Annotated in this window: 3 protein-coding genes; 2 read left to right on the top strand and 1 reads right to left on the bottom strand. The window is 72.5% G+C overall.

Annotation, left to right across the window (positions count from 1 at the left end):
* Both SJH88_RS19075 and SJH88_RS19070 read left to right on the top strand, forming a co-directional pair.
* Positions 1–549: LysR substrate-binding domain-containing protein (locus SJH88_RS19075; RefSeq protein ID WP_274755384.1), on the top strand; the 549-nt coding region annotated here is incomplete at its 5' end.
* A complete protein-coding gene (locus SJH88_RS19070) occupies positions 539–925 on the top strand; it encodes a hypothetical protein (protein ID WP_042416779.1) in 387 nt (128 codons plus the stop codon). The genes SJH88_RS19075 and SJH88_RS19070, both read left to right, overlap by 11 nt.
* A gap of 152 nt (positions 926–1077) precedes the next feature.
* On the opposite strand, the gene SJH88_RS19065 is transcribed toward SJH88_RS19070, so the two are convergent.
* The coding region (locus SJH88_RS19065; RefSeq protein WP_274755383.1) for a DTW domain-containing protein at positions 1078–1468 on the bottom strand (391 nt) is incomplete at its 5' end.

The following is a 1468-nucleotide window of genomic DNA, read 5'->3' as shown; positions in this document are numbered from 1 at the left end:
CAGGCGGCCCACGGCCCGGTCGCCGTCAGCGTGGCCACGCAGGACGGGCCGCTGCTGCAGGAGTGGATGGCCGCCCAGCGCTTCGACCTGGGGCTGACCGAGCTGGGCGAGGCACCGCCCGGCACGCGGGTGCTGTCCCTGCCGGCCATGGACGAGGTGGCGGTGCTGCCGGCCCGCCACCCGCTGGTGGCCCGGCCGGTGCTGGGTGTGCAGGACTTTGCCGGCCAGCCCTTCATCAGCCTGGCGCGCGACGATCCGTACCGGCTGCAGATCGACGCGGTGTTCGCCGCCGCGGGCGTGGAGCGCCAACTGCTGCTGGAAACCCACAGCGCCGTGGCCGTCTGCGCCCTGGTGCAGCGCGGCCTGGGCGTGGCCATCGTCAACCCGCTGACGGCCCGCGCTTGCGCGGGTGCTGACATGGTGGTCAGACCTTTGGAGTTTGCGATTGCCTTCCAGGTGCATATGCTGCTGCCATTGCACCGACCCACCGCACCCGAGGTGGACTGGCTGGTGCAGGCACTGACACAGGAGGCGCAGCATGCTTTTTGAATTTGCCGATTCGGAAGTGGCCCAATGCACCTGGGCCGACGGGCGCCTGCAACTGCGGTTTTCGGCGGCCCGCATGATCGACGCCCAGGGCCTGGGCGCCGAGGGCGAGGAAGTCGTCTGGGCCCCGTTGCTGCTGACCCTGGAAGGGGTGGAACCCTGGGAAGCCCAGGAGCCCGGTGCCAGCCTGGGGCGCCTGCGCCAGGGCTTGGTTCTGCACCACAGCCAGCGCATCCAGCGCCTGCCCGTGCCCTGCGAGCTGCAGGGCGTGGTCACCATGGAGCTGGAGTTCGACCAGGGCACCGTGCTGCACGCACGCTGCCAGGGCCTGTCGCTGCACCCGCTGCAGGGCGCGGCGGTCGCGGCCTACCAGTGCTGATCCCACGGCCCCATCGCCCGATCACGCGGGCGGTTGCGCGCGGGGCGCGAGCGCCCGTCAGGCCCTGACGTCCTGCCTTGGCTGCCGGGCTGTCTGCGCTTGGCCTGTGTATTTCCGTTGGAACCCTCCCACGCGGCGCTGCGCGCCCGGTCTCAATCGCCCGGCGGTGCCCGGCCTGCAGCCTGCAGGCGCTGGTGCAGGGCCATGGCCGCCTCGAAGGACTGCAGCAACTGCGCCCAGGCCGGGTGCCCGGCCTCCCAGGCATGCAGCCGGGCCAGTGCCAGGGCCGCGGCCTCGAAGCTGGACAGCTGGTCCGGGGCCTGCGCCTTGCGGATGGCGTAGCGCCCGGGTGGCAGGTCCTGCAGTGCCAGGCGCGGCAGCTGCTGCAGGCCGGGGTTGCGGTACAGCATCTTGCGGCTCTTGCGCCAGGTACCGTCCAGCACCACCAGCCGCAGCGCCTGCGGCTGCGCCAGCCAGTCCGGCGGCAGGGCGGGGGGCGGCTGCACGGGCAGCTGCGGATCGGGTGGGGTCGGCGGGTACAGC

This window comes from Comamonas sp. GCA5 (assembly GCF_036541385.1).
Taxonomy (GTDB): domain Bacteria; phylum Pseudomonadota; class Gammaproteobacteria; order Burkholderiales; family Burkholderiaceae_C; genus Comamonas; species Comamonas aquatica.
The sequence above is the reverse complement of the archived record's forward strand: the minus strand, read 5'-3'. Positions and strand labels throughout refer to the sequence as shown.

Coding starts and splice junctions, on each gene's coding strand:
- SJH88_RS19070 (WP_042416779.1), top strand. CDS start 539: ATGCTTTTTGAATTTGCCGATTCGGAAGTGGCCCAATGCACCTGGGCC.